The sequence below is a fragment of the Rhizobium sp. Root1204 genome, assembly GCF_001424965.1.
GTDB lineage: Bacteria > Pseudomonadota > Alphaproteobacteria > Rhizobiales > Rhizobiaceae > Pararhizobium.
In genome coordinates, this window is the sequence record NZ_LMCZ01000001.1 from 465,239 (window position 1) to 484,957 (window position 19,719).

Genomic DNA, 19,719 nt, shown 5'->3' on the forward strand with positions numbered 1-19,719 from the left:
GGTGCGCTTTTTTTAGCTTCCGTCATTCTTGCCCCCAGGCTTGACCCGAGGGGTGTCACAGGAATCCAGCCATGCGACGTCGGTCGCATGGAAGAGCCTCTTGCGGCGCAGAAGCGCCGCAACAGGATCCCCCGCCACAAGGGCGAGGATGACGGAGAACCTGGGAAATCGCCAGACACACCGGGTTTAATAACGCGATTAAAGCCAGCCTCGCCGCTTGAAATACAGGAACGGCACCACCGCCGACAGCACCATCGCGAACAGCGCCAGTGGATAACCGAACGAGAATTTCAGCTCCGGCATGGCATCGAAGTTCATCCCGTAGATCGACGCGACCAGCGTCGGCGGCAGGAAGACGACCGAGGCCACCGAGAAAATCTTGATGATCTGGTTCTGCTCCAGATTGATCAGGCCCAACGTCGCATCGAGCAGGAAGTTGATCTTGTTCGACAGGAACAGGGCGTGGTCACCGAGAGACGTGGCATCGCGCTGGATCAGCTTGATCCGCTGGCGGCTTTCCTTGATCGCCTTGCGCGTGCCGGTGCCATCCAGCGCCGTGTGATACGCGACGAGACGTCCGACACTGACGAGGCTTTCGCGGATGACGCTCAAGAAATCGCCCTTCTGGCCGATCTGCTCGATCAGCGACTGCAGGTCGCGGGTCTTCTTGGTGACGCTCGAATGGCTTTTGCGAAACACTTCCCGTGAAATGCCCTCGATCTCGTTGCCGATCCGCTCCAGCGCATCGGCCGTACGGTCGATCATCGCTTCCAGCAGCCCGAGCATCACCAGCTCTCCGCTTTCGCAGGAGGCGCCGTTCAGGCGCTGCATGCGGGCAGCGTAGAGGTGAAACGGCTTCGGATTGGCATGACGGACCGTGACCAGCGTCGCGCCTTTGAGGATGAATGTCACCGGCACCTTCACCGGGTTGTCGCCATCGAGTTCCGTCGCGGCCGTCATCGTCATGAATTCGGCGCCGTCCTCCTGATAGAGGCGGTCGGAAAGCTCGATCTCCTGCATTTCATCGCGCGTCGGGATTTCGATACCGAGATGCTGCTCGACGCTACGGGTTTCATCCTGCACGGGATTGAACAGGTCGAACCATACGATCGGCGTGGTTTCACCCAGTTCCGGGATGGCATCGATAGGGGCAAGGTGATTGTTCTGGCAGGAATAGATGCGCAGCATGTCGGGTTCCAATCTGGCAAGTCATCGACCGCCAGCGGGCATCCCTTGTGATCAGGGCCGGACGGTCGAAAAAATCGAAGCTCTACTTCGACTGTCGGGGTTCATGATCCGTTGATCCTTGTTTGGCCGTGCTCACAGGTGAACACGGCTGATCCATTGCGCCAATGTGCTTTTGTTGTCAACCGCTTGCCGGTTAGGGGAATGCAGTCTTTTTTGCTCAGTCGCCATCGGCAAAGGAGAAGCCCGAGCTGAGCCCGATCGCAGCGCCAAAATCGAGGTTCAACCGCTGCAGAACGTTGTTGGTGTTCTGCAGAATACGGTTCAGCCTGCCGCGCTGTTCGTCACTGGCAATCGCCTGCTCGACCGGCAGATCGATTTCGTCGAGGTCATCGACATTGGCCTGCAGCAGGTAATTGATCGCGCTGACCATGTCGCGGTTTCCGTCGGGCAGCAATGCATCCATGCCGGCCGCATTGAACAGGGCCTGCAGTGCCGAAAAATTCGCAGACAGTGCCGGCATGGTGTTACCGGACCGCCAGTAGATGGCCATTTTCGGATGGCCCTTGTCCGGTTCGCCCTTGACGATACCGGCATAGAAAGGCCGCAGACGCTGGTCTCTGATGCTTTCGACGCCATGGACGAGAATGCCCAGCAACTCGGTCGCCGCTTCCTTGCCATCACGATAGACCGGATTGTCCGGCCCCGGATTCTTCCAGGCGGACTGGATGCCATCCGGCTTTTCCCATTCGGCGTGTAGTTCACCAGCCACGGCTTTCAGGTTGTCGGCAATGGCAGCACCATAGCGGCAACGAAACCCGTTTTTCTCGGTTGGCAGAACTTCAGCCCCGGTACCGTAAAGCACATATTCCAGCGCTCCCAGCCCCTGCGCCGCAACGCTCTTGCCTTTCAGGCTCTCTGCGGCGGTAGCCGTTTCGTCATTGGTTGCCAGAATACGCTGAACCTGCTTCAGCCCAGTGCTCTTGCGATCCGGGAAGAACAGGAAGCGTTCGAACCGATTGCCCTCGATAACCGGCCCGACACGGACGATCTCGATTGTCGACCATTGCTGGACGACTTCGTCAAAACTCATCTGCACGTCGCCGAGCGTCTCATCGGACGGCTTTTCGCAGAGCGTATGGGCGGCCTCGGCCAGCGTTTCTGTACCCTCCAGCAGATCGCGGTAGCCAGGCCGGATGAAGTCGTCGACCGCCTTCTGCATGACACCCGGCACGGCATCCACGCGCAGCCCTGCGCGCGGCGCGGCCGCTTCCTCATCTTCTGCCATGGCGGACAGCGGCAGGAAGAAAAGGCTCAAACCGAGAAGCAGGATATGCCGGGGGCGCATCAGAGAGACTCCAGAAATGTGATCAGGGCTTGTCTATCGGCTTTTTCCAGCGCGGCAAACCGGTCGCGGGCTTTTGCCGCCTCGCCGCCATGCCAGAGGATGGCTTCCGTCAGGTTACGAGCGCGGCCGTCATGCAGGAAGAACGTATGGCCGCTGACTGTCTTGGTCAGGCCGATACCCCAGAGCGGCGGCGTGCGCCATTCGCTGCCGGACGCGACACCCACCGGCTGGCCGTCGGCCAGGCCTTCGCCCATGTCATGCAGCAGGAAATCGGAATAGGGCCAGATCAACTGGAACGCATGCGCCTTGTTGGCGGCATCGCGGCGGGTGACGAATTTCGGCACATGGCAGGAAGCGCAACCGGTGTCGTAAAACACCTTCTTGCCCGCCAGCGTCTCGGCAAAGCTCGCCTTTCGCCGTGCCGGAACGGCCAGGTTTTCCGAGTAGAATGTGATGAGGCCGAGAACGGGATCGGGCGCTTCCGTATCGCCAAGACGAGCCTGCACGCCATCCGCCATTGCCAGACATGCCGTCTGCGCTGGTGTGCAATCTCCGTGATTGCGCCGGGCATCCGGCGACGAGATGCCGATATCGCCAGCCAGCGCGTCGGCTGCCTGCTGACGCACCGTAGGGCTCTGCGCCTTCCAGCCGAAACGGCCGAGCGCCAGTTTGCCGGATTGCGGGTCGCGCACCACCGGCAGCTTGCCGCGGATCCCATCGCCATCCGCATCGTCCGGATCGGCATTGGCGATGATATCGGCGGGATGGATGGCCTCGATCAAACCGAGCCCCGACATCACCTGCGTGACACGCGGTGACAGCGTGGTCGTCGGATCGAGCGGCCCGTAACCGGGTTTGTCGATGGAATATTGCGGCTTGCGCAGGGAAACGATTTCCCCGCCCGCCAGCGTCACCGGCATTTCCGTATAGCTGATCCGCATATGGCCTTCTGCTGGCAGGCCGGGAACGGCGCTATCCTGCAATTGCTGGCCATAGACGGGATCGGGGAAATTCAGCACCTCATGCGCGGCGATCGCCGCCCGCTCGGCGTCGGTCTTTGGCGCACGGGCAAGGCGCAGGAACATCGATGTCGCATCATCCGAGCCCTCCGGCGGATGACCCCGGCCGTCTTTCAGATGACAGGTCTGGCAGGCGCGGGCATTGTAGAGCGGCCCCAGACCGTCCGATGCCTGCGTCGAGGAGGGCGAGGAGACCCAGAGCTTGCGGAAAAGCGCATTGCCGAGCTTGAAATTCTCTTCTTCGGCAAAAGTAATGTTGGCGGAGAATTGCGATAGAATGTCCTGGTTGACGGACGCGATCGATGTGCCTGCCCCGCCGGACATGGCTTCAAACTTTTCGGCCTTGGAAAAATCCGTGGCTGGGCGGGTGACGGCCTTAACCCGTGCCCGGTCCGCATCGGTCAGATCATCACGGGTGGACGGGAGCGGCAGCTGCTCCGCGCGGCCTTCCGTTTTGGCCTCGGGCTCCCCCGCCAGGATAGCGGCGCCAAAAACGGAAAAACCGCCCGCCGCTGTCAAAAACAGAACGGCAGACGGCACTATCAGGCGTCGGGCAGGCCAAGCACGCATTCAGAAAAAACCGGGCCGCTCGCGAGAAGCGGCGGCCCGCCTTTGCTTTCTCATTGGAAGACAGCGTTAGGATTATCCAGGCTGTCGGAACCTTCAAGCTCGATCGTACCAAGCTCCAGCGACGCAATGACGCGCTCGACCGTCTTTGCCTGCGCAACCAGGCCATCGATGGCAGCCTGAATGACGGCATTGCCCTCGGTGTTGCCTTCACCGATCATCTGGTCGTACTTTTCAACCGTCTCGCCGCGCTTGGCCATGGCCTGCATCGCGGTGATGGTGGCCGCCAGCTTTTCCTTCATTTCCTTGTCGAGCGCCGGATCCTTGGCGGCAACGAGTTCGGACAGTGACGGGCCGGTCACCTTGGTGCCATCGACCTTGGTATATTCGCCGGTATAGGCCGACTGGATACCGATCGCGTCATGAAGATGCGAGTTGTAGGTGTTATCGGAGAAGCAATCATGCTCTTCCTCCGGATCGTGCAGAAGCAGACCGAGCTTCATGCGTTCGCCGGCCAGTTCACCATAGGAGAGCGAGCCCATGCCGGTCAGGATAGCACCGAGGCCAGCCTTGGGATCGGCTTCGACATTCTTGGTGGCAGCGCCATCCGGCGTCCAGTTGGCGACCATCTCCTTCAGGTCCGACACGAGCAGATCGCTGGCGGCCTTCAGATAGGCGGCGCGGCGGTCGCAATTGCCGTTGGTGCAGGCCTTGGCGTCATAGTCGGTATACGGACGGTTGCCGGCGCCCGGGCCGGTGCCGTTCAGGTCCTGGCCCCAGAGCAGGAATTCGATAGCGTGGTAGCCAGTTGCCACGTTCGCCTCGATACCGCCGGCTTCCTGCAGCGTGCCTGCCAGGAATCCCGGGGTGATGTTCGTCGCGTCCACATCCTTGCCGTCGATCTTGATCGTCTTGTTGGCAATGACATTGGCAGTAAACAGCGAATTCTCGTCGCTTTCCGTGCCATAGCTCGGATCGACGTAGTCGATCAGGCCTTCGTCCAGCGGCCAGGCGTTGACCTTGCCTTCCCATTCGTCGACGATCGGGTTGCCGAAACGGTAGACTTCGGTTTCCTGATAAGGATTGCGCGCCTTAAGCCAGGCTTCGCGGGCGGCCTTCAGCGTCGCTTCGCTCGGTGTAGCGATCAGGGCATCGACGGCCTTGTCGAGCGCTTCAGCGGTCGAGAGTGCATCCGAGAATTTCGCGTGGGCGACATCGGCATAATGCTTGACGACGGCGGCTGCGTCGGTGGCAGCCTGCGCCGGTTGCAGCGCCAGCATCGACGTTGCGGTGGCAAGCGCCAGCGCGGCGCTGCGAAGGAATGATTTGGTCATGACCTCTCCTGGTATTGTCCGAATGAATTCGGCGTTCCCCACCGCCCGGCTCCGCCGGTCGCGCAAGCCGCGCGGCCCGATGGATGGACGTGGCTATTCAGCCCGGTTTTCATGGACCAAAATCAAACTTGTGTCAAAGTGTATAGTTTAGAATGTTTTCAATGTGGATGCGGCAGTAAAACCCGCCGCAAGACCTATTGTGACCCCGGCTAAAGCGTCTTCAGGGCGCTCAGCTTTTGCGGCCCATCAGGCAGAAGAAGAAGCCGTCGGTATCCGTCGATGCCGGCGTCAGCGTCACGGTCTTCATGTCCGCGGACCAGGGTTGCCGCTTGTCGGTGCCGAACAGATCGGCCCAGGCGTCGGCGGCCGACAGGATTTCAAACTCGGGATTGTCCTCGCAGAACGCGTAGACCTGCGCCTCGTTTTCCTCTGGCAGAACCGAACAGGTGACGTAGATCAGATGACCACCGGGGCGCACGAAGGATGAAGCACCGGCCAGCGCTTCCTGTTGCTGGCCCAGCCGCTCCTCAAGGTTCTTCTGCGTCAGCCGCCACTTTGTGTCCGGGCGGCGGCGCCAGGTTCCGGTGCCGGTGCAGGGTGCATCGACCAGCACACGATCGAACTTGCCGGTAAACGGCTTCAGCCCCTCCAGCCGGTCATGGACCTGCACATTGCGGGTGCCCGCGCGCTTCAGCCGCTCGATGATCGGGGCCAGGCGCTTGCGGTCCGTGTCATAAGCGTGGATCTGGCCCTTGTTGTGCATGGCTGCGGACATGGCCAGCGTCTTACCGCCGCCACCGGCGCAATAATCGAGAATCTGCTCGTTTTCCTTCGGCATGACAAGATCGGAAACGATCTGCGAGCCTTCGTCCTGGACCTCGAACCAGCCCTTTTCGAAGGAGATTTCGGCAGTCACGTTGGGAAGGCGCGAGGCGCCCTCGCCCGCTTTGACGCGAATGCCGTTGCGAGCAATCGCTGCCGGTTCGACGCCGCTGCGATCCAGTGCCTTCAAGACCTTGTCGCGGGTCGCCTTCAGCGTGTTGACGCGCAGGTCGAGCGCCGGACGGCCAGCCAGAGCCTGTGCCTCCTCCAGCCAGTCTTCATCGAAATTTTCTTCAAAGGACGGCTGCACCCATTCCGGGATATCGCCCTGAACATGCAGCGGCGCATCGTCGAGCGTGCGGCTGGCAAAGGCAGCAACCATTTCGGCGGTCAGGGGCTCGGGCGCAAACCTGTCGCCATCCAGTTCCGCGGCCAGTTGTTCGGGCGAAACGCCCCACTGGCGGAACATCACGGCATGGCCGAGCGCGGTCGCGCTGTCGCTGTCCATCAGATAGGCGTGGGAAAGTTTCATGCGCAGCGCGTCATAGACGATATTGCCGATCGCGGCGCGGTCGCCGGACCCGGCAAACCGATGGGCCAGCCCCCAATCCTTGAGGGCATCGGCCACGGGACGCTTGCGCGTTTCGATATCGGCAAGAACCTCAATGGCTCCGGCGAGCCTGCCACCCAGTCGCATCTTTCAAACTCCATTTTCCGCCGTGGTAGCGGTGATGGCCGTCAAGAGCAAGCCGGGAGGTGCTTGCGTGTGACGAATGCTGACCAGATGGGAGGCTATGGTCATTACCGGAAGGCGAAATCCTTGCCCGGATGACCCGTATCAAATCCATCCGGAACAATTCCCGGACAGGCGTGTTGTTCTGCCGTCAGCCGACGACGCGATAACAGATGCTGGCGGTGCCGGAGTTGATCATGCCGATATGGGAAGCGGCGGCCTTGGAGAGATCGAGCACACGGCCGCGAATGAAGGGGCCACGGTCATTGATGCGAACGACGACGGTCTTGCCATTGCGCTTGTTGGTGACGGCAACCTTGGTGCCGAACTTGAGATTGCGGTGCGCGGCGGTGAGGTAAGATGCATTCATCCGTTCGCCGGACGCGGTGCGCGACGTCAGGGCGTACCAGGATGCCCCACCGCAATTACCAGCCTTGGCCGGAGTAGCCTTTGCCTGACCAGGTGCAGCCTGGCTTGGTGTCACTGCAGTAAAAGTTGCCCCCAAGGCAAAAGCTGCAGCAAGAGCAGCAGACGTGATCTTCATCTTGATCAAACAGATGACCCCTTCGCTTGAAATTTAGTTAAGTCTTACGAAGGCTTGGGTTTTCAGGGGGAAAAATGGCGAAAACGTGCTTCAACCTTTAACGTTGCATTAGGAAATATTACCAATCTCCGAAAAATTAAAATTACGAAATTTTGAAATTCTGTCACAAAGCTGCAGAAGTGCTTTGGATTCAGGCGTTAGTCTGCCAAAGGCCGTTCACATCGGCGTGAACATCTATCGGTTCAAGAAAAAGGATTCAATTTTTTGAAATTTGCCAAATCCGGCTGATTTTGAAGCTAGAGAATCCAGTATTCCCGTTATAGGTGTACAAAAATGGCAGCACTACGGAGATATTCTTGTCATTTTCCTAGACCAAACGGTCATGGATACAACGATATTTGGCCACAATTTATCTGGTCTATCAGAGACAGATCATAGACTATCCGAACCGCCTTTTACTTGAAATATCAGCCGCGCCAGTGGCCGTTACTCCACAATTCCGCTAGCGAAATCCGATAGTCTGGGAAGCGGAAGACGAATCCGAGATCACGCAGCCGTGTATTGGAAACACGCTTGTTCTCTCCATAGAAAGACCGCGCCATTGGTGAAAGCTCGGCGGTTTCAAAGGGCATCTCCGGCGGCGGCTCAACGCCCATCAGGCGGGCGGCTTCGGCGACAATATCCTGCGGCGGCGCCGGCTCGTGATCCGTGACATTATAGATGCCGCCAATCGAACGGCCGGAGAGAAAGACGGCAGAGCCGGCAATATCCTCGACACGGATGCGGTTGAAGACCTGATTGGCCTTGATCAGGCGGCGCGCGGTTCCAGCGGCAAGATTGCAGAAAGCATTACGGCCGGGCCCATAGATACCGGAGAGCCGCAACACCGCGACGGGTATATTGGCGGCCTCACCGAAGGCCAGCCACGCCTGTTCAGCAGCAACCCGCTCGACGGACCGGGCGGAGACCGGTTCCAGCGATGCCTCCTCCGTCACCCATGCGCCGCCATGATCGCCATAGACGCCAACCGTCGAGAGGTAGCCAGCCCATTGCAAATTCGGCATCAAGCCGGCAAGCGGCGATGCGCCGGGACGCATCACCGGATCGCCGTCCCGGCCGGGCGCGATCGACTGGATGAGATGCGTCGTCTGCTTCATGGCAGCGGCAAGTTCGGGCGAGATCGTCACACCGTCATACACCAGTGCATCGAGGCCCAGATCACGCAGACCAGCGAGCTTGTCTTCAGAGCGCGTTGTCCCGGTCACTGATTGCGCCAGCGGCAAAAAAGCCTTGGCGATTGCCGATCCGGAAAAACCGGCGCCCAGAACCAGAACATGCATCAGTCAACTCCTGCCAGTTTCCATTCGGCGAGCACCTCGGAATCGGTCTCGTCCTGCCGTCTTGCCGCAAATTCGGAGAAATCACCAGCCGTCATCAAGCGCGACAAGGCCCAGATCGCCATCCCCCGCACGGCCGCCGACGGATCACCCGCCAGACCAAGACAGAGCTCGGCCAAGCCCGCCTCGCCGGAATTTCCAGCTGCAATCAGACAGTTGCGGACAAACCGGTCACGGCCGATACGCTTGACCGGTGAGCCGGAAAAGAACGTGCGAAAAGTGGGATCATCGAGCGTCAGCAGAAACGACAGCGGCGGCTCCTTCAGGTCCTCGCGCGCCTTCAGCTTCATCTGGGAGGCAGCGGCGGCAAACTTGTTCCACGGACAGGCCGACAGGCAATCGTCGCAGCCATAAATCCGGTTGCCGATCCTTGGGCGAATGGCGGGATCGATCGGGCCTTTATGCTCGATCGTCAGATAGGAAATGCAGCGGCGCGCATCGATCCGGTAGGGTGCCGGAAATGCATCCGTCGGGCAGGCATCGAGGCAAGCGCGGCAGGAACCGCAGTGATCCCGTTCCGGCGTATCAATCGAAAGGTCAGCGGTGGTGAACAGGCTGCCGAGAAACAGCCAGGAGCCGAACTCACGGCTGACGAGATTGGTATGCTTGCCCTGCCAGCCAAGGCCGGCCTGCTCAGCCAGAGGCTTCTCCATCACGGGGGCCGTATCGACGAAGACCTTGACGTCCTCGCCTGCCCGCGCAGCAAACCGGGTTGCCACTTCTTTCAGCTTGCCCTTGATCACATCATGGTAATCGCGATTGCGGGCATAAACGGAAATGGCGCCGCGTTCCGGCTTATCAAGGATGGAGCGCGGGTCTTCGTCCGGCCCGTAGTTCATGCCGAATAAGACGACGGAGCGCACGTCGCTCCAGAGCACGCGAGGATCGCCCCGGCGGTCGGCCGTGTCAGCCATCCAGTCCATCGTGCCGTGATAGCCTTCGGCGAGGAAATCGGCGAGACGTTCCGGCGCCTGCGGAATGGAAGCGGGCAGCGTCACCCGGCAGACATCGAAACCCTTGTCGCGGGCTTCGTCCTTCAGGAAGCTGGTCAGCGTCCGGCGCCGCTTGTCATGCTTCTCCTCCAGGAGCGCATTGCCGGGCACCGAACCGCTCCTTAAAAATCGAGATCGGCGTAATGGGAAACCGGCGTGACGCCACGCACACGCTCGGCCAGCAGCGGGCGGAACGACGGACGCGACTTCAGACGCTGATACCAATCCTTCACAGCCGGCGCTTCCGACCAGTCGATTTCACCGAGATAGTCCAGAACCGAAATGGCAGCCGCTGCAGCAAGATCGGCATAGGACAACCGGTCGCCGGCCAGATAGGTCCGCGAACCGGCAAGCCAGCCGAGATATTTCAGGTGCTGGCGGATATTCGAGCGCGATGTGCGCAGTATTTTCGAATCCGGGGCGCCGCCACCCTGATCGGGCGTCATCTGCAGCTTGAAGATACGCTCCCGCACCAGGGGCCGCGTCACGTCGGCTTCCATCTTCTGCAGGAACCATTCGACCAGACGGCGGATTTCCGCGCGCTGGAACGGGTCTTCCGCCAGAAGACGGCGATCGCGCTTCAGCACGCCATGGGTTTCGTCGACATATTCGGAAATCACCATCGCGCCACAGAGTGCCCGCATGCTGTCATCGACATAGACCGGCAAGGTGCCTGCTGGATTGAGCGTCAGGAAATCCCGCCGCTTTTCCCAAGGCTGCTCCTCCGCCAACTCCGTCTGATAGCCGTATTCCGACAGGATCAGACGGACGAACCGGGAGGATGTGGACATCGGGTGGTGATAAAGTGTCGGCATAAGCTATCGGATTTCGTCAGTTCGGTTGGGAGGGGGGTGGCTGTCTCGTGGCGGTTTCGTCTGGCCACGCTGCGTTAGAAAAAGCTATAGGAACTTGCTGCCGCAAACACAAGCGAATCAGCCAATGCCCTTCGTTGGCCCCAGAGCCTAACCTCCAATGCTTCAGGGAAGCTTAATTCATGGCCGATCAATCGATCATCAGTGCGCTTATCCTTGGCCTTATCGAAGGCCTGACCGAATTTATTCCGGTATCGTCCACCGCCCATGTCCTGCTCGCCGGGCATTTTCTTGGCTTCAAGTCCCCCGGCAATACCTTCGCCGTCCTCATCCAGCTCGGCGCGATCCTCGCCATCTTGCTGGTTTATTTCCAGCGCCTGCTGTCAATCGCGATGGCTCTGCCATCCAGCGCAAAGGCGCGGCGGTTTGTTCTCTCGGTCCTGCTCGCCTTCCTGCCGGCTGCCGTGATCGGCGCCATTGCGCATGACTTCATCAAGACCGTGCTGTTCGAAACGCCGATGCTGATCTGTGTCGTCCTGATCATCGGCGGCATCATTCTCTATGCAATCGATCGTATGCCGTTGAAGCCGATATACCGCGACGTCATGGATTATCCACCCTCGCTGGCCCTCAAAATCGGCCTGTTCCAGTGCCTGGCGATGATCCCCGGCACTTCGCGCTCCGGCGCTACGATTGCAGGCGCGCTTCTGATGGGAACCGACAAGCGTTCTGCCGCAGAGTTTTCGTTCTTCCTGGCGATGCCGACAATGCTCGGCGCCTTCACGCTTGATCTCTACAAAAACCGGGCCGCGCTCGACTTCAACGATGCAACGCTGATCGCCGTCGGCTTCATCGCCGCCTTCGTCTCCGCGCTGCTGGTGGTGCGCTCGCTTCTGAACTTCGTCTCCAGCCGCGGCTTCGCGCCATTTGCGATCTGGCGCATCCTCGTCGGAACGGCCGGCCTCATCGGCCTGTGGCTGTTCGGTTAAGCCCAATAAAAAACCGCATGCACCTCAATGAAGAGAGTACATGCGGCTCCTGGCCCCCGCCATAGTCTGTGCCGCCTTCGCGAGAAGGCGGAAACTCTTATTCTGCAGCAAGCGTGCCGATCGACGCCGTCGTGCAGGGATCGACGCCATAGGCCGGCGCGCAACCGCTGTGATTGCTGGCGACCGTCTTCGGCGCAGCGAAGGATCCAGCCAGGATAATAAGTGCCGCGCACGCAAAGAAAATCGCGATCGACTTGCCCATAAAAAATGTGCCTCTCAAGGTGATATGATGGAGCCGGTTGTTCCTTGTGTGAACGATGCGGCGCGGCTGCTGTGTATGTGCTGGAACTGTCGTTATCAATATCGATACATGTTGAATCGACGGTAAAGACCAATCGCTTTTTTAAGTGAGGCAGAACTGCAACGTTTTATTCTGTGACGGGCAAAAAGAAGCTGCCGGGGAGTACCGGCGGCTCAATCAAACTGTAGATTTCAAGCGGTATGCGGCGCGATCAGGCGGCGCTGCCGGACCGGGAATACTGGCCCTGCGGACGGTAGCGCACCACATAGGATGGCAGCACGGCCTCGACCGACGTCGGCGCGATGCCGAACGCCTGCAGCGTGCGCCCTTCGGCCTGCGCATTCGAGGACACGACATTGTCGCTCTTCAGCAGCGTGACCTGATCGACAGTGAGCGGCGGCGCGATGAACGGGACCATCGAGGCGACAGAGCCGATCAGGGAAGCGATGCCAAACGGGATCGGCAGCAGGGTGCGCTTGCGATCGATCGTCTTCATGAGGATTTCGAGACAGTTCTTGAAGGTCAGCACTTCCGGGCCGCCGATCTCGTAAATCCGGCCCTTGGCAACCTTGCCTTCGACAGACTTGGCGACCGCTTCGGCAACGTCGGTGACATAGACCGGCTGGAACGCGGTTTCGCCACCGCCGACGAGCGGCAGCACCGGCGAGAAGCGCGACATTTCGGCGAACTTGTTGAAGAAACCATCTTCCGGTCCGAAGACGATCGACGGCCGCAGGATGACGGCGTCTGGAACGGTCTCCAGGATCGCCTTTTCGGCACGGCCCTTGCTGCGGGCATAGAGCGATTCAGCGCTGGCATCGGCCCCGATGGCGGACACATGCGTCAGTGTCGCACCAGCACCCCGTGCGGCTTCCGCCACGGCGCGGGCACCAAAATCCTGGACCGAATCGAATGTGTTGCGTCCACTCTCGAACAGGATGCCGACGCAGTTGACGACATGATCGGAACCCTGAGCCGCCGCATCGACCGACTTGCGGTAGCGCAGGTTGGCCTGAACGAAGGAAATCTGCCCGACATTGCCCAAAGGCTGCAGGAAACCGGCGAGATCCGGGCGGCGAACGGCAACCCGAATGCGAAAGCCGCGCTTGGCCAGAGCCCGCACGACATGCCGGCCGACAAACCCGGAACCGCCGAAAACGGTGACGAGCGGCGGGAGATTGGACAAAGTCATGGCACAGGCACTCCTGATCTGCAGTATGGCGTATATGAGCTACATAGCCCAATCGTCGGGCGACGGGAAGGCTTATCGCAAAGGCTTTTCTGCCGCTTTACGCCGCAGTTGCTGCAGTGCATCAGATACCTTCGACGACCACCATTTCCGCATCGGCACATTGCTGGCGAATGCCGGCAGCGACCTGATATTCCGCAGAGTGATAACAGTCGACGGCAGCCTGCAGAGATGGGAATTCAATCACCACGTTGCGGCCGCGCACATCGCCCTCCAATCGCTGGAAAGCGCCACCGCGTGCCAGAAAATTGGCGCCGTACTTCTCAAACGCCGGCTTTGCCGCAGAAACATAATCCTTGTAACGCTCGGCATCGCGGACATCGACCCGCGCAATCCAGTAGCCCTTGGCCATGGCAATCTCCCTAAATTCGTTGCAAGCCAGAATTATCGTTTCGGCTTCTTCCGTCAAATCATTTGACCGGTCAAGATATGGAAACGTCTCAGAAAAATGCGACAGCTTCACAACCGGCGCTTGAGCCGCACAAATCACGGAAGACCGAGCATGTTTGCCTACAGAAGAATTGCAGCGCTGTCCGGCGGACTATTTGCATTGTTCCTGTATCCCGGGGCACCCCAGGCCAAGCCCACGCAATGCAGTGCCAGCGTCTATGCGGCGGTAAAGGCTCCAGCGGCAAAACAGGATGCAACTGTCGAACTGCGCTGCAATCTGACCCTGTCGCCCGGCGATATCATCACCAAACGCCTGATCTTCTCTGGCGCCAATGCGTCGGGGATGACGCTGGACTGCAAGGGCGCCACGCTTGACGGATCGCGCGGCTCGGTCAACTTCAGCCGGCCGAGCATTCTCATACGCTCCACCAAAGGCAAAAACGGTGACTGGAGCGCACCATCGGATGTCACCGTGCGCAACTGCGTGATCAAAGGGGCGCTTCGCCTTCAAGGTCTGGGCACCAACGGCCAGGCGAAAGCCGTCCAATCGTCATCTCTGACTGCCGGCCATACGGCCTTTGCGCAGGCATCGGCGCCGACGCGAATCTCGCTTTCCGCCCTGACATTCATCGCTGATACCAGGGTGCCTCTCTATATCGGGCCAGGCGTCACAAAGGTCCGTGTCGAAAATTCCACCTTTACGGGACAGAGCGATGGGCCGGCCCTCTATCTCGATGCGGAGTCGGCGGAAAACACGATCTCGGGCAATCGGTTTGCAGTAAACAGCCGGCGCGAGCAGCTTGCCATCGATGGGGCGGCGAGAAACATGATCCGTGGAAATGTCTTCGACAATCCGGTCAATGGTGGCATTTTTGTCTATCGCAACTGCGGCGAAGGCGGCACGATCCGCCATCAGAAACCACAGAACAACACGATTTCCGGCAACACCTTCAAATACCAGATGGCATTCATGGCGAAGCCCGCCGTCTGGCTGAACTCACGCAACGGCGCGCAACGCTATTGCTTCCGCGACCCCGCACATCCCTTCGGCAGCAGCATCAGCTCGCTGGACTTCGCGCAGTTCAACACCGTGACAGGCAACCGCCTGATCGGCGGCAGCACTTCCCTCATTCGCAATACCGACCCGAGCAACCGGGTCGAGGACAACGGCAATTGATCAGAGCACGCCGCTCATTTCACCGAGAATAGCGCGGGCCGCGGCCTGCGGATCGGCGGCCTTGACGATCGGGCGGGCGACGACGAGATGACTGGAACCGGCGCGCAACGCATCGGCCGGCGTCATCACGCGCTTCTGGTCGCCCTTGTCGCTGCCGGCCGGGCGGATGCCCGGGGTGACGATCGCCATCTGCGGGCCAACGACCTTGCGGACTGCGGCGGACTCTTCAGCCGAGCAAACGATGCCCCCCATGCCAGCGGCGCGGGCCTGTTCGGCACGCCGCAGCACCAGCGTATGCGGATCGTATTCATAACCGGCGTCGATGACGTCCTGCTCGTCCATCGATGTCAGCACGGTAACACCAAGCAGGCAGAGATCAGAGCCTTTTGCCGCTTCAACGGCCGCCCGCATTGCCTTCGGATAGGCGTGCAGCGTCAGCATCGACATGCCCATCTTGGCGATATTCTCGACGCCCTTGGCAACCGTGTTGTCGATATCGAGCAGCTTCATATCGAGGAAGATCTTCTTGCCATCGGCGGCCAGATCACGGGCGAACTCAAGACCACCGGCAAAGGCCAGCTGGTAGCCGATCTTGTAGAACAGCACGTCATCGCCAAGCGCTTTGACGATAGCTTCCGCCTCGCCGATGGTTGGGATATCAAGCCCGACGATCAGCCGGTCACGTGCGGTCACAGTCATTTTTGCCATCCTTGCCAATGCTCCATGGCGGTCCAGTCGCATGCAAGGGAGCGGTCTGCAAGGGAAAATGCGTAGAGGCAGCCGCCACCCGCCAGTTGATCATGACTGCGTGAAATGGGCAGCCCCGCCAGGTGACATTTCAGCAGCGTGCCGACACCACCATGCCCGACGAAGGCAATCGGCTTTGCCGGATCATGCCGGTCCAATACCGAAGTGACCGCCGTCACAATCCGTTTCTGGGCATCGGCCGCCCGCTCCCAACCATGGAAACTCTGTTCTGGATTGGCGAAGAACCAGTTGGCCGCCTTCTCGAATTCCTCGGGCACCAAAAAACCTGTGGCCGAGCGGTCGTTTTCGCCGGAATGTTCCAGGACCTCCACCTCGACGCCGCCCGAACGCGCGAGGATTGCGGCCGTTTCCAGCGCCTTGGTCTCGTCGCTGGAAAGGATGCGGGAAAGCTGGCTGACCCAACTCTGCTGCGCCGTCCTTTCGGCGCGTCCGGCGCCGATCTCGGACAGCCCCCAGCGGGGAACCGGCACATCCGGTTCAAGCCGGATTTGCGGATGGGTAATGTAAACGCCGAACATCGACCGTCCTCAATGCGTCTTGCGGTAAACCCACAGCTGTGCGGGCGGAATGTTGCGGACGACGAAATCATAATGGGAAATCTGGTAACGATCGGGCATCGCAACAACGGGCGACAGCGGACCGTAGGAAATCTGGATGACCGGACGGCCAACGGGGATGCGCGACAGGAGATCATCGATCAGCGAGACCCGCATGTGCATCGGAAAGTTCAAAAGCGGTACGGCGGAAATGACGCTGTCGAATTGCTGGTCACGGCGTGGGCCAAGCGTCTTGTCGAGATCGAAGGCGTCTCCGTTGATGAAATCGACATCCGGATAGGTCTTGACTAGGTGCTGGTAGAAATCGGTGGAAAATTCGATCGACACCAGGTTTTCCGGCTGAACGCCCTTCTGCAGGATTGCCTTGGTGATGACGCCGGTGCCGGGGCCAAGCTCAAGAACGGGCAGGCCTGAATGCGGATTGACGACGCTCGCCATTCGCCGGGCAGTGATTCCGGATGTCGGCACGATCGAGCCGACAGCCTTCATATTGCTTCGCCAGCCCTTGAAGAAACGTATTTCCTCGTCGAATTTCTTGCCAAAACGCTCTTTCAGACGAAAATTCATGCGTATCTCCAGCAAAACTCGCCTGCTTCTCCAACCAGGCTTCATGCCTGCCGGCGCAAACGCAGCGTCTCCAACTCCGAAATGATTATGCGTTGCCACGAGCGACAAAAACAAGTCATTTCGCGTCATTAAATCAGTCTGCCAACAACCAGTTAATCCTGCTTTCGCCATCGGATAACTGCATACGAAAACGGCCGGATCAGGTCCGGCCGTTTTCCATCTCAAATTCCTGTCAGGCCTAAACCCGCATCGGCATCAGAACATAGAGAGCGTCATCGCCCGCCATGTCGCGCACCAGCGTCGGCGAGCCCGCATCAGCCAGCATGAAAACGGCATCGGTGCCGGAAAGCTGCGCGGTGATATCGAGCAGGTATTTGGCGTTGAAGCCGATTTCCAGCGGATCGCTGTCATAGCCGACAGGAAGTTCTTCCGTGGCGCTGCCCGAATCCGGGTTGTTGACCGTCAGCGTCAATTGTCCGTCCGACAGCGCCAGCTTGACGGCGCGGCCGCGCTCGGACGAAATCGTCGAGACGCGGTCGACAGCCTGGGCGAAGGACTGGCAATCGATCTTCAGTTCCTTGTCGTTATTGGCCGGGATGACGCGCTGGTAATCCGGGAACGTGCCGTCGATCAGCTTCGAGGTCATGATGATCGAACCGATGGTCAGGCGGATCTTCGCATCCGATACTTCGACGGTAACGACCACATCCGGGTTGTCGACCAGCTTCTGCAATTCGCTGACGGTCTTGCGCGGGATGATGATGCCCGGCATGCCTTCCGAACCCGACGGCGCTTCGAGGTCGGCGCGGGCAAGACGATGGCCGTCGGTGGCGACGGCGCGCAGCTTCAGCTGGCCCTTGCTCTCGATCGTGTGGATATAGATGCCGTTCAGGTAATAGCGGGTCTCTTCCGTCGAGATCGCAAACTGGGTGCGATCGATCAGCATCTTCAGGTCCGTCGCCTTGATGCGGAAGGTGTGGGTGAACGCGCCGGCGGTCAGATCCGGGAAATCGGACTGCGGCAGGCATTGCAGCGAGAATTTCGAGCGACCGGACTGGACGGTCATTGCCGTGCCTTCGGCATTGGTGGCGAGCGCCACTTCCGAACCATCCGGCAGCTTGCGAACGATATCGTAAAGCAGATGCGCCGGCACCGTCGTCGCGCCGGGCGTCTCAACCTGTGCCGGTGTCGCTTCGGTAATTTCGAGGTCGAGGTCGGTTGCCTTCATTTCGAGGCTGGCGCCGTCGGAGCGCAAAAGCACGTTCGAGAGGATCGGAATGGTATTGCGACGCTCGACCACACGGTGAACGTGGTTCAGCGACTTCAGGAGATTGGACCGCTCGAGAGTAATGCGCATGAGATGCTACCGCTTTCAACCATCGCCGGGCGGGCCGCGCCTCCCGGCTTGAACTTTTGAAGTGTCCCCTTTCGGACGGGGAAGATGTGGACGGGCAAAATGGCAGAAACAAGCCGTCAAAAGCAAGAGGTAACGGTGGTTGAGCCCCAGTAATGTTTGCATTGCCGCAAATCCGCGGCTCTTGCCGAAGTGCCGCCGCTCACCCATAAAGACCGGGCGCCGGATGAACGGCAGGCAAAGGCATGAGGGCATACCGTTTTGGAAAAGCAGGCATCGGGCGAAACGCAGACGAACGAGCGGCAGAAGGGCTACCGTCTGCACAATGTCGCGGTGCCCGCACGGCCGCTGGAACCGGCGCTCTACCTGGTCGCCACCCCAATCGGCAATCTCTCCGACATTACCCTGCGCGCGCTGGAAACACTGGCCGGGGCCGATGTGCTGGCCTGCGAGGACACCCGCGTCACCCGCGTGCTGCTCGACCGCTACGGCATCGTCAACCGGCCCTATGCCTATCACGAATACAATGCCAACGAGGTCGGTCCGAAGCTTCTGGCAGCGCTGGACGAGGGCAAGTCCGTCGCCCTTGTTTCTGACGCCGGAACGCCCTTGGTCTCGGATCCCGGCTACCGGCTCGGCCAGATCGCCATCGAGGCCGGGCACCGGGTGGTGCCCATCCCGGGGGCGTCTGCGCCTCTGGCAGCCCTAGTCGGGTCCGGGCTTCCCAATGACGCTTTCCTGTTTGCGGGCTTCCTGCCGTCAAAGGACAAGGCTCGCCGCGACCGGTTTGCCGAACTCGCCAACGTTCCCGCAACCCTGATGTTCTTTGAATCGCCGCACCGGATCGCAGCTGCCGTCGTCGCGGCCCATGATGTACTGGGGGGCGAACGGCGCGCTTCGGTCTGCCGCGAACTCACCAAGACCTTCGAGGAATTCCGCCGCGGCACGCTCGCCGAGCTCAAGGCATTTTATGATGAAGGCGGAACCGTCAAGGGCGAGATCGTGCTCGTCATCGGCCCGCCGGATGCACCGGCGGCACCGGAAGCCGATGACGTCGATGCTATCCTCAGAAAACTCGTCAAGGATATGTCGACCGGCAAGGCGGCAACGGAAGCTGCCAAGCAGACGGGCCTCAACCGCAAGGACCTCTATGATCGGCTCCTGGAGCTCAAAGACCGGGATGAAACCTGAGCGGCCGGATCAGAAGAGGAAAAAAGCGCTCCGGCGCGGGTCGCTGGCCGAGTATCGCGCCGCGCTTTACCTTCTCTTTAAAGGTTACCGCATCGTCGCCTTCCGCTACCGGACGAAACTCGGGGAAATCGACATTATTGCACGCAAGGGCAATCTGATCGCCTGCGTCGAGGTCAAGGCCCGCCGGTCGCTGGAAGATTCTGTGTTTGCCGTTTCCGGTCTTGCACAACGCCGCATCCGCGCTGCAAGCGACCTCTGGCTCGCGAGACAAAGGGATTCTGCGGCGCTTTCAATCCGCTATGACATCATCTCCGTCACACCGTGGCGCTGGCCGTTGCATCTTCCCGATGCTTTTTGAACAGCTGTGCACAGTTGTAATCGTTCCGACACAAAAGCGTTATGCGGACGTCATGAAAGGGCTTT

20 protein-coding genes are annotated in these 19,719 nt (G+C 60.0%); 4 read left to right on the forward strand and 16 right to left on the reverse strand.

Annotated elements, in window-relative coordinates; genetic code table 11:
- Positions 1 to 198: 198 nt before the first annotated feature.
- The 9 genes from ASC96_RS02265 to ASC96_RS02305 all read right to left on the reverse strand — a co-directional run bounded on the left by ASC96_RS02265 (position 199) and on the right by ASC96_RS02305 (position 10,756).
- Complete coding sequence (locus ASC96_RS02265) at positions 199 to 1,188, reverse strand: magnesium transporter CorA family protein (RefSeq protein ID WP_060500900.1); 990 nt, start codon at positions 1,186 to 1,188, stop codon at positions 199 to 201.
- A 217-nt stretch (positions 1,189 to 1,405) separates the two neighbouring features.
- Positions 1,406 to 2,533 (reverse strand): imelysin family protein, encoded by a 1,128-nt coding sequence (locus tag ASC96_RS02270; protein WP_060500902.1) that lies wholly within the window; start codon positions 2,531 to 2,533, stop codon positions 1,406 to 1,408.
- Positions 2,533 to 4,122 (reverse strand): di-heme oxidoredictase family protein, encoded by a 1,590-nt coding sequence (locus tag ASC96_RS02275; RefSeq protein WP_082511900.1) that lies wholly within the window; start codon positions 4,120 to 4,122, stop codon positions 2,533 to 2,535. The genes ASC96_RS02270 and ASC96_RS02275 overlap by 1 nt, the downstream gene beginning before the upstream one ends.
- A gap of 50 nt (positions 4,123 to 4,172) precedes the next feature.
- Positions 4,173 to 5,453 (reverse strand): imelysin family protein, encoded by a 1,281-nt coding sequence (locus tag ASC96_RS02280; RefSeq protein WP_060500904.1) that lies wholly within the window; start codon positions 5,451 to 5,453, stop codon positions 4,173 to 4,175.
- Between the two features lie 229 nt (positions 5,454 to 5,682).
- Positions 5,683 to 6,972, reverse strand: a complete 1,290-nt coding sequence (locus tag ASC96_RS02285) for an RsmB/NOP family class I SAM-dependent RNA methyltransferase (RefSeq protein WP_060500906.1) — start codon at positions 6,970 to 6,972, stop codon at positions 5,683 to 5,685.
- Between the two features lie 187 nt (positions 6,973 to 7,159).
- A complete protein-coding gene (locus ASC96_RS02290; RefSeq protein ID WP_112834647.1) occupies positions 7,160 to 7,561 on the reverse strand; it encodes a septal ring lytic transglycosylase RlpA family protein in 402 nt (133 codons plus the stop codon).
- Between the two features lie 458 nt (positions 7,562 to 8,019).
- Entirely contained in the window at positions 8,020 to 8,892 is an 873-nt protein-coding gene (locus tag ASC96_RS02295) for an SDR family oxidoreductase (protein ID WP_060500908.1), read from the reverse strand.
- The gene (queG, locus tag ASC96_RS02300) at positions 8,892 to 10,052 is read right to left on the reverse strand and encodes a tRNA epoxyqueuosine(34) reductase QueG (RefSeq protein ID WP_060500910.1); all 1,161 of its coding nucleotides are present in this window, start codon (positions 10,050 to 10,052) and stop codon (positions 8,892 to 8,894) included. Before queG ends, ASC96_RS02295 begins: the two co-directional genes overlap by 1 nt.
- Before the next feature lie 11 nt (positions 10,053 to 10,063).
- On the reverse strand, positions 10,064 to 10,756 hold the full coding sequence (locus ASC96_RS02305; RefSeq protein ID WP_060500912.1) for a glutathione S-transferase family protein: 693 nt from the start codon (positions 10,754 to 10,756) through the stop codon (positions 10,064 to 10,066).
- A 179-nt stretch (positions 10,757 to 10,935) separates the two neighbouring features.
- On the opposite strand from ASC96_RS02305, the gene ASC96_RS02310 reads away from it, so the two are divergent.
- Entirely contained in the window at positions 10,936 to 11,742 is an 807-nt protein-coding gene (locus ASC96_RS02310) for an undecaprenyl-diphosphate phosphatase (protein WP_060500915.1), read from the forward strand.
- A 97-nt stretch (positions 11,743 to 11,839) separates the two neighbouring features.
- Here the strand turns inward: ASC96_RS02310 and ASC96_RS33260 are convergent, their stop codons facing one another.
- From ASC96_RS33260 to ASC96_RS02320, 3 genes are all read right to left on the reverse strand, one after another.
- Positions 11,840 to 12,004 (reverse strand): hypothetical protein, encoded by a 165-nt coding sequence (locus tag ASC96_RS33260; protein ID WP_112834648.1) that lies wholly within the window; start codon positions 12,002 to 12,004, stop codon positions 11,840 to 11,842.
- A gap of 250 nt (positions 12,005 to 12,254) precedes the next feature.
- Positions 12,255 to 13,235 (reverse strand): complex I NDUFA9 subunit family protein, encoded by a 981-nt coding sequence (locus ASC96_RS02315; protein WP_060500917.1) that lies wholly within the window; start codon positions 13,233 to 13,235, stop codon positions 12,255 to 12,257.
- Positions 13,236 to 13,356: 121 nt separating this feature from the next.
- The gene (locus tag ASC96_RS02320; protein ID WP_060501418.1) at positions 13,357 to 13,644 is read right to left on the reverse strand and encodes a DUF1330 domain-containing protein; all 288 of its coding nucleotides are present in this window, start codon (positions 13,642 to 13,644) and stop codon (positions 13,357 to 13,359) included.
- 150 nt (positions 13,645 to 13,794) lie between these two features.
- On the opposite strand from ASC96_RS02320, the gene ASC96_RS02325 reads away from it, so the two are divergent.
- Positions 13,795 to 14,859 (forward strand): right-handed parallel beta-helix repeat-containing protein, encoded by a 1,065-nt coding sequence (locus tag ASC96_RS02325; RefSeq protein ID WP_060500919.1) that lies wholly within the window; start codon positions 13,795 to 13,797, stop codon positions 14,857 to 14,859.
- On the opposite strand, the gene pyrF is transcribed toward ASC96_RS02325, so the two are convergent.
- The 4 genes from pyrF to dnaN all read right to left on the reverse strand — a co-directional run bounded on the left by pyrF (position 14,860) and on the right by dnaN (position 18,108).
- Entirely contained in the window at positions 14,860 to 15,552 is a 693-nt protein-coding gene (gene pyrF, locus ASC96_RS02330) for an orotidine-5'-phosphate decarboxylase (protein WP_060501419.1), read from the reverse strand.
- Between the two features lie 2 nt (positions 15,553 to 15,554).
- Positions 15,555 to 16,145 (reverse strand): histidine phosphatase family protein, encoded by a 591-nt coding sequence (locus ASC96_RS02335; RefSeq protein ID WP_060500920.1) that lies wholly within the window; start codon positions 16,143 to 16,145, stop codon positions 15,555 to 15,557.
- A 9-nt stretch (positions 16,146 to 16,154) separates the two neighbouring features.
- Positions 16,155 to 16,757, reverse strand: coding sequence for a phospholipid N-methyltransferase PmtA (gene pmtA, locus ASC96_RS02340; protein ID WP_112834652.1), 603 nt, complete (start codon positions 16,755 to 16,757; stop codon positions 16,155 to 16,157).
- A gap of 232 nt (positions 16,758 to 16,989) precedes the next feature.
- Positions 16,990 to 18,108 carry a DNA polymerase III subunit beta gene (gene dnaN, locus ASC96_RS02345; protein WP_060500924.1) on the reverse strand — a complete coding sequence of 373 codons (1,119 nt, stop codon included), beginning with the start codon at positions 18,106 to 18,108 and terminating at the stop codon, positions 16,990 to 16,992.
- Positions 18,109 to 18,366: 258 nt separating this feature from the next.
- Between dnaN and rsmI the strand changes: the two genes are divergently transcribed.
- Both rsmI and ASC96_RS02355 read left to right on the forward strand, forming a co-directional pair.
- Complete coding sequence (gene rsmI / locus ASC96_RS02350; RefSeq protein WP_060500926.1) at positions 18,367 to 19,296, forward strand: 16S rRNA (cytidine(1402)-2'-O)-methyltransferase; 930 nt, start codon at positions 18,367 to 18,369, stop codon at positions 19,294 to 19,296.
- Positions 19,286 to 19,654, forward strand: a complete 369-nt coding sequence (locus tag ASC96_RS02355) for a YraN family protein (RefSeq protein WP_060500928.1) — start codon at positions 19,286 to 19,288, stop codon at positions 19,652 to 19,654. Before rsmI ends, ASC96_RS02355 begins: the two co-directional genes overlap by 11 nt.
- Positions 19,655 to 19,719 lie beyond the last annotated feature (65 nt).

Excerpts from the sequence above, each read along its gene's own strand:
- ASC96_RS02265 (WP_060500900.1), bottom strand. The coding sequence starts at position 1,188 with ATGCTGCGCATCTATTCCTGCCAGAACAATCACCTTGCCCCTATCGAT.
- ASC96_RS02270 (WP_060500902.1), bottom strand. The coding sequence starts at position 2,533 with ATGCGCCCCCGGCATATCCTGCTTCTCGGTTTGAGCCTTTTCTTCCTG.
- ASC96_RS02275 (WP_082511900.1), bottom strand. The coding sequence starts at position 4,122 with ATGCGTGCTTGGCCTGCCCGACGCCTGATAGTGCCGTCTGCCGTTCTG.
- ASC96_RS02280 (WP_060500904.1), bottom strand. The coding sequence starts at position 5,453 with ATGACCAAATCATTCCTTCGCAGCGCCGCGCTGGCGCTTGCCACCGCA.
- ASC96_RS02285 (WP_060500906.1), bottom strand. The coding sequence starts at position 6,972 with ATGCGACTGGGTGGCAGGCTCGCCGGAGCCATTGAGGTTCTTGCCGAT.
- ASC96_RS02295 (WP_060500908.1), bottom strand. The coding sequence starts at position 8,892 with ATGCATGTTCTGGTTCTGGGCGCCGGTTTTTCCGGATCGGCAATCGCC.
- ASC96_RS02305 (WP_060500912.1), bottom strand. The coding sequence starts at position 10,756 with ATGCCGACACTTTATCACCACCCGATGTCCACATCCTCCCGGTTCGTC.
- ASC96_RS02310 (WP_060500915.1), top strand. The coding sequence starts at position 10,936 with ATGGCCGATCAATCGATCATCAGTGCGCTTATCCTTGGCCTTATCGAA.
- ASC96_RS33260 (WP_112834648.1), bottom strand. The coding sequence starts at position 12,004 with ATGGGCAAGTCGATCGCGATTTTCTTTGCGTGCGCGGCACTTATTATC.
- ASC96_RS02315 (WP_060500917.1), bottom strand. The coding sequence starts at position 13,235 with ATGACTTTGTCCAATCTCCCGCCGCTCGTCACCGTTTTCGGCGGTTCC.
- ASC96_RS02320 (WP_060501418.1), bottom strand. The coding sequence starts at position 13,644 with ATGGCCAAGGGCTACTGGATTGCGCGGGTCGATGTCCGCGATGCCGAG.
- ASC96_RS02325 (WP_060500919.1), top strand. The coding sequence starts at position 13,795 with ATGTTTGCCTACAGAAGAATTGCAGCGCTGTCCGGCGGACTATTTGCA.
- ASC96_RS02335 (WP_060500920.1), bottom strand. The coding sequence starts at position 16,145 with ATGTTCGGCGTTTACATTACCCATCCGCAAATCCGGCTTGAACCGGAT.
- dnaN (WP_060500924.1), bottom strand. The coding sequence starts at position 18,108 with ATGCGCATTACTCTCGAGCGGTCCAATCTCCTGAAGTCGCTGAACCAC.
- ASC96_RS02355 (WP_060500928.1), top strand. The coding sequence starts at position 19,286 with ATGAAACCTGAGCGGCCGGATCAGAAGAGGAAAAAAGCGCTCCGGCGC.